Origin of the sequence: Falsigemmobacter faecalis (assembly GCF_003863335.1) — a bacterium.
GTDB lineage: Bacteria > Pseudomonadota > Alphaproteobacteria > Rhodobacterales > Rhodobacteraceae > Wagnerdoeblera > Wagnerdoeblera faecalis.
Window position 1 is genome coordinate 1 of record NZ_RRAZ01000064.1, and the last position, 6,856, is coordinate 6,856.

4 protein-coding genes, 1 tRNA gene and 2 pseudogenes are annotated in these 6,856 nt (G+C 47.6%); 5 read left to right on the forward strand and 2 right to left on the reverse strand.

Translation table 11 applies throughout. The features are described 5' to 3' along the window. Window positions 1-107: 107 nt before the first annotated feature. Window positions 108-184 (forward strand) — tRNA-Met (locus EG244_RS19670). A gap of 102 nt (window positions 185-286) precedes the next feature. On the opposite strand, the pseudogene EG244_RS19675 reads toward EG244_RS19670, so the two are convergent. Further along, window positions 287-884, reverse strand: a pseudogene (locus tag EG244_RS19675) (DDE-type integrase/transposase/recombinase); the annotation flags it as partial. A 48-nt stretch (window positions 885-932) separates the two neighbouring features. After that, a pseudogene (locus EG244_RS19685) lies at window positions 933-1,508 on the reverse strand (transposase); the annotation flags it as partial. A 900-nt stretch (window positions 1,509-2,408) separates the two neighbouring features. Between EG244_RS19685 and EG244_RS19690 the strand changes: the two are divergent. The 4 genes from EG244_RS19690 to EG244_RS19710 form a co-directional block, all read left to right on the forward strand. Beyond that, window positions 2,409-3,434, forward strand: coding sequence for a polysaccharide pyruvyl transferase family protein (locus tag EG244_RS19690; RefSeq protein WP_124966856.1), 1,026 nt, complete (start codon window positions 2,409-2,411; stop codon window positions 3,432-3,434). Then, window positions 3,431-4,411: a glycosyltransferase gene (locus tag EG244_RS19695; protein WP_124966857.1), complete on the forward strand. Its 981-nt coding sequence runs from the start codon at window positions 3,431-3,433 to the stop codon at window positions 4,409-4,411. Before EG244_RS19690 ends, EG244_RS19695 begins: the two co-directional genes overlap by 4 nt. A gap of 121 nt (window positions 4,412-4,532) precedes the next feature. Next, complete coding sequence (locus EG244_RS19700) at window positions 4,533-5,633, forward strand: O-antigen ligase family protein (protein ID WP_124966858.1); 1,101 nt, start codon at window positions 4,533-4,535, stop codon at window positions 5,631-5,633. Window positions 5,634-6,219: 586 nt separating this feature from the next. Then, window positions 6,220-6,856: IS4/Tn5 family transposase DNA-binding protein (locus tag EG244_RS19710; RefSeq protein WP_267900304.1), on the forward strand; the 637-nt coding region annotated here is incomplete at its 3' end.

The window sequence follows — 6,856 nt, forward strand, 5'->3', positions numbered from 1 at the left end:
AGACGTGGGAGAGTAGGTCGTCGCCGGACCTGATAAAGCCTGTCACATAACTCTCAAAACGATCTCAAATATCCCCCCCTGATACCATAAACCCATCAGGGAAAAGTCGCGGGGTGGAGCAGCCCGGTAGCTCGTCAGGCTCATAACCTGAAGGCCGCAGGTTCAAATCCTGCCCCCGCAACCAAACACACACAACAGCCGTCTCGAAAGAGGCGGCTTTGCGCGTTCTAAGCGCTGCTTTGCCTTGTGCCGTCATGCTGATCCGCACGATCTGAGCCAGAGGTCAGGTGAACTCCGTTCCATTGTCGCTGACTATCGTGACGGATTGTCCACGCTCCGCAAAGAGGGCCCTCAGCTCCCGTGCGACCCTTGCGCCGGACAGGGAGGTATCTGCGATCAACGCCAGGCATTCCCGCGTGCAATCATCGACCACGGTCAGAATGCGGAAGCGCCTGCCATCGGTCATCTGCTCTGAGACGAAGTCCAGTGACCACCTCTGATTGGGCAAATGGGGCACCGTGATCGGTGCTCTCGTGCTGATGGCGCGCTTGCGGCCGCCATGCCGACGCAGGTGCAACGTCGTCGGGAAAACAGTCCCCCGGACTGTTTTCTGATCCTCCTCCATCTTCGCGGTAAATCCGGAACAGGCGCTTGTGATTAACCTCATGCCCTTCGCGACGCAGGAAGACATGCAGCTGCCGATAGCCAAACCGGCGGCGCTCCTTCGCAAGCGCATTGAGCCGCTCACGCAAAACCGGATCGTTCTGTCGGATTGTTTTATATCGCACCGACATGCGACAGCTGCCAATGACCCGACACGCCCGCCGCTCGCTCATCTTGTGATCGGCCACAAGTTGCGCGAGCGCTTGTCGCTTAACAGCGGGCCAATCGCCGGGCAAACAGTCCCCCGGCCTGTTTTCTGATCCTCCTCCATCTTCACGATAGATCCGGAACAGGCGCTTATGATTGACCTCATGTCCCTCGCGACGAAGGAAGACATGAAGCCGCCGATAACCAAAGCGCCTGCGCTCTCTGGCAAGTGCGTTGAGCCGCTCTCGCAGAACCGGGTCGTCCTGCCGCACGGTTTTATAACGCATCGACATACGACAGCTGCCAATGACCCGACACGCCCGCCGCTCGCTCATCTTGTGATCGGCCACAAGTTGCGCGACCGCTTGTCGCTTAACAGCGGGCGTTACCATTTTTTTTTCCGGGCAAATCCTTCAGGGCGGCATTGTCGAGCATGGCATCCGCAAGCAAACGGCTTCAGCCGGGCGTTCTCGTCTTCGAGCCCTTTAAGCCGTTTGGCCTCGCTGACGTCCATACCGCCGAATTTGGCTTTCCACTTGTAGACAGTGGCATCGCTGACGCCATGCGTTCGGCAACGATCGGCGACTGAAATCCCGTTCTGCGCTACGATTGATCCACTGGATCAATCGCTTCACGCTTGAACCGTGTTCCTTGAGAATGCCAATGATCTGTTCTTCGGTGAACCTGTTACGCTTCATCTCTGGTCCTTTCGGGTGGGCCGGAGTCTAACTCAAACTGGATTAGCTCCGAGGGCCAACGTCAGGGTGGATCTTGGCTCTGATTTCCGACACTAGAATCTCTGGAGATCGAGTCGCTCAGGAATCGGATGCTTTGGCAAACCTGTCTGAATTGTCGGTCACAACGGCGCTGAGTTAACCAGCGAAGCTTGTCCTACGTGGACAACGAGAATGGCGTTGAGTGCGAGTTTGGAAACAGGACTGACAATGATGTAAGGTCGCAATCCTGTCTGGGCAATCAAAACCTCAGCGGAAGTGCGCCGGACGCCTGAGCTAATTGATGGGACCGCGCCCAGTGTACTTGCCCAACTGAAGGCCGGTCACTATCCCCCCATGAAGATTCTCGTCACGAATGAAGGGTGACCCGGAAGAAGGTCCAAGTCTAAGCAGCTATGCTGTATTCTATACTTTTCATGGGCTCCTGCTCCTGCTCGATGATACCGAAGTTACAAATATTCTTTGGATAACAAATATGATAATGCGCGCGTTGGAGGCAGTATAAATCGTTGCAAGAAATCAAAATTTGGAATTATTCCAGAAATTTGGATGACAAATTTTACGAGAAGCCTTCCGCCTAATAACTGATCCTGACATTGTAATAATGCATCTAAACATCAATAGAGCTAATGACAGGTCACTCATCTGGCGCGAAGTATATTTTGGTGTGCTGGACTCATGGCACTGGCAAGAGTGTAGCTTGAGCGTGATAGAGGTATACTGGTATAAAGTATCCAGAGAGACGAAATATTGCCTGGAGCTTACAAAATTGTGACAAACAGGATAATATTGACATCATGGTGTATGATTTAGCCATATTATGTTAGTGGCAGCAAATTACGTTAATGAAGGAATGACAGATAAATGAGTAGAAAAATTGCACTTCATGCATCATATTTTTCGGACAACTTTGGAGACGTGCTTCTTTGGGAAATTGCTAGAGATATGATTTTTAATAGTTCGTCCGAGGTATCTGTAACAGACGTCAATATGCCGAACAATCTGCGCGATACATATACGGCAGATAGCAAAGAATTAAAAGGTGTCGATACAGTAATTTTTGGTGGAGGTGGGTACTTTTGTCCTCCTTCCGGATCTCCGCTGAAATGGAGAATGAGAAATTACATACGCCACCGAGCAGCTCTGGACTTAGCCAATAGAGTAAAGAGTTGTGTTTTCCTAGGCGTTGGATTTGGGGATTTGCAAGGAACCCTGCTTGGAAGCAAAATAAAAAGTATTCCAAGTGATAAAGTGAAACTTTGTGCGCTGCGTGATGAAGAGTCGGTTAAGTACTATAATTCATTAACTGGTAAATCTAGCGGAGTAATATGTGACGATCTTGTCTTGGGTTGGTTGACTACGCAGGGGGGTAGATACAGTCCAGATGGCTATTTTGGAATACACACAGATTTCAAAAACATGTCAGATCAAAGAGTATCAAATATCATATCTTATGCAAAAGAAATTAAAAATTCATATGGAAGAATTCGCATAATAGTCGATTGCCCCAGTAAGTCTGGTAAACTTTCTGCGCAGAAAGTTAGCAATGAGCTGGGGGGTAAAGTTGATATACTAACATTTAATGGGAATACCAAAGACTTTCTTAACGGAATCTCTGAGTGTTCAGCTATTTTCACTACAAAGCTACACGTTGGCATCTGCGCTGCCTCGATGTCAATTCCAGTTGTTAGCTATCCTACACATACCAAAACGCCTCGATTCTATCGATCCGTTGGTATGGAAAATTCTATAATGGATGACCAGTCTATAGATAAAATTCTGAGTATAGTTTCAGAACCAAACAAATTCATTATGTCGAATGACGTATCTTCCAGAATTAAAAATAATTTCAAAGAGCTTTCAGCCTCATTGACGGAGGCTATTGGATGAAAGTTTTGCATGTAGTTAATGCATGGCCAGATGACAAGCATCCTTCGAAGGCCATATTTATAAAAGAACAAATAGAAAGATTGCCGAGCTCTATTGAGGTGGATGTTCACCACATTGGAAATGATAAAGGTATTTTGAAGTATATACGATCTGTTTTTCGGGTCCGAAAAATCAAGTCAAACTATGATTTAATTCACGCCCATCACGTTTTTAGCAGTATCCTATGCATTGCTTCTGGAGTAAAAAAATCTCATTTAATTACTTCATTTCTCAACAATAGGGGCTTCAATGCTCTTAACGTGGGAGTTGAGTTCAGTAAAATAATTGAGAAATTTTGCGCAAAACGAAGCGTAGTTAATATTTATAAGAATGAGAGCTTTGAAGATATCAGGACGAAAGAAGATATCCTTCTCCCAAATTCAGTTGAGGCAAAATCATTTCCGGAAATAAGTTCCAATGAAGCCCGTAGGCGTCTTGGCCTTAACGATGGTTTAATTACCCTTCTTTTCGTTTCGGCGAATAACCTTTACAGGCAATCCAAAAGATACGACAGATTCTCTGAAATTGTTTCAGAACTGGAGGGTAGAGGCATTCATGTTAATGTATTGACAATGGTTTCCGTCAGCCGTGAAAATGTTTATTTATACTTCAATGCCGCAGACTACCTAATTTGCACATCGGACTATGAAGGCTCTCCAAACGCGGTTAAAGAAGCCCTGTACTGTGGAGCGGCGATCGTTTCTGTGGATGTCGGTGACGTTAAACATCAGGCTGGGGGAGTGAATAACTGCATCATAATGGATAGCTATGATGCAAGTGTGGCGGTTGAACACATTATAAGAATAGGTCTTCGAAGTGAGAATTCGAGAAATGTGACAAGATGTCAGTATAGAAATAGGATTGAAGGTGACAACGATGCTGATAAAATTAGAGACGCTTATATCAAGGCTGTAAAAATTCGTGAAAATAGGTCGTGACGCGTTCTTTTCTCACAGCGTTTTAATAGTTCCTGCTTTTACAGGAATTATTCCTATTGCTGCGTTACTGGCGTACCTTTTCATAAATTTGTCTTTCTGCCTTCACAAGGCGGGCAGGCGCGTGAACAAGGATAAGGCATTTGCATTTTTTATACTTTTCCTATGGGTAGCGTCATGTTTCGTCTCAGCTGGAATAGGCGGATTAACGTCATTATACTCTGAAGATTCTCATCAAAGTAGCTTCAGGTTCTTAGTGTCATTGACTATATTTGGAGCCTCCCTTTTTCTGGTAACTCTTACTTTTTCACAACTATTGTTCTCTATTTTGATTATATCGGCATTTCATGCGGTAGTATGCATCTTGCAGGTCGCGCTTGGTTTAGCTGTTGAGATCGGTGGAGTGGAAAGAGCTTCTGGCGTGCTTACCCCAAACATCTTAGCCAACATGCTTGGTTTAGGGATGATATGTGGCGTAGCTCTTCTGTCTCAAGCTACCAAGAACGTCTATCGAAGATATAGTCTAGTTATTCTATTATTAACGTGTTTTTCTGGGCTCGTTGCAGCAGGCACTATGAAAAACCTTATAATTTCATTAATTATGTCAATTGTCGTATATGCATTTGCGCGGGGAATTAGTCTGTCGAAGATCGTATTAGGGTTGATTGCCGCCTTTGTACTTGGCCTCGCCTCAGCCGCTGCTCTTCTTGCCTCTGAAAAAATTAGCTCCAGATTGATCGAGGCCACAGACGTTCTTAGTTATATCGGATTAACTTCAAAGGGCTTCGAAAGCTCAGGTGCACCTTCATCGCTGCTTTGGAGGGTGATGCACTGGGAGCATTTACTTAACGATTGGTCGGAAAATTTCCTTTTACTTGGATCTGGAATTGGCCAAGCTAAGAATATGAAAGGTGTTCGATTTGACTATGGGGAGACCGCTACCGCTCATTCTGATTGGGTCGCTATGATAGTTGAAGGTGGAATTGTCTTTTCAGGTCTGTGGTTGTTACTCCAGTTCATCCTTTTTATTTTTTCCTTTAGGATGGCAAAGCGCTTAGGAAATGGTGTGGTCTTTTCCGCCATTGCGAGTTACTTTTCAGTAATTATGATTTTCGGTAATGTCATTTACAGCTCTGCTTTCGCATACTGTTATTGGATAATCGTTGCTGTGATTGTCAATGAAGGGTGTCGCTCGATTAAATTTAGATCAGCCTTGCATGTATAAAGATGAATGTGTTTTGGGACTGTTGCATAAATTTCTTAGGATTACGTGTTCTGTCTGATCATGCTACGCCTTTGGCGCGAGCTGTCCTTCGAAGCCTCTGCTACAGGACCAGCAACGGGCGTGCAGATAATCCTGCGCTGAAGCAACGAGGCGCACTGACCGTATAGCTTAATTCGGGCATGGAGTGGGAAAAAAAGCCATCGGACAAGCGTAACGGGCAACAGACTTACAGCGACGCCGCCATTCAAGCCCACCTCACCCTGAAGCTGCTTTTCTGACTACCTTTGAGACAAGCCGCAGGGTGTTGAATTTCACGCGGAGCTGAGGGAATTGACCGCTTATTACCGCGGTTTCTATTTCTGATGACAAGCGCAACGTCGTCGTCGATAAAATACTGGAGGAATTACCGACATGACTCTGGCGTTCGCCTTGCGGCCGCGGGCATGTCTTTAACTTCTTCAATTCCGCGATCAGTCAGGGCCGTGATTGCTCCTCCGTAAGCGCTCGCTGGCCCTTGCAATTACCCACAAGTGGTGCGGCGAATTGATTCACCTGCCCACTTGGCCTTGCCTGAACACAAGCGATCATGATTCGTCATGTGGCACCGGATAATCGAGGTGCAGGCATGGGGCAGAGTTGGGTGGAAACGGAAACGTCAGGATGCGATCTGGGCGATGCCCGGTTGAACCGGCGCCTGGGAGCAATGCTTGAGGCTCTCGGGGACCGCCCTGGAAAATCTCTGCCCACGGCGTTTCAGGACTGGTCGAACACTAAGGCCGCCTACCGCTTCTTCTCCAACGGAAATGTCAGTGAAGACAAGATTCTTGAGGGCCATTTTGCCGCCTCTGCCCTGCGTATCAAGGCAACCGACGGTCCTGTCCTGATCCTGCAGGACACCACAGAATTTTCGTTCAAACGCGCCTCGCCGGAGAAGATCGGGTTTACGAAAGTGTCGACCGGCCGCAAGCTCAAGGAAGGCCGCTACCAAAAGCATGCGATCTGTGGGCTCCTGATGCATGCAAGTCTGGCGATCACACCAGAGGGCTTGCCGCTCGGGCTGACAGCGGCCAAGTTCTGGTCGCGTTCAAAATTTAAGGGGACCGCAGCGCTCAAACGCAAGATCAACCCGACCCGCGTCCCGATCGAGCAGAAGGAAAGCATGCGTTGGCTGGACAACCTGCGCCTTTCTACCGAGTTGGCAGGCGCACCTGAGCGCTGCGTGC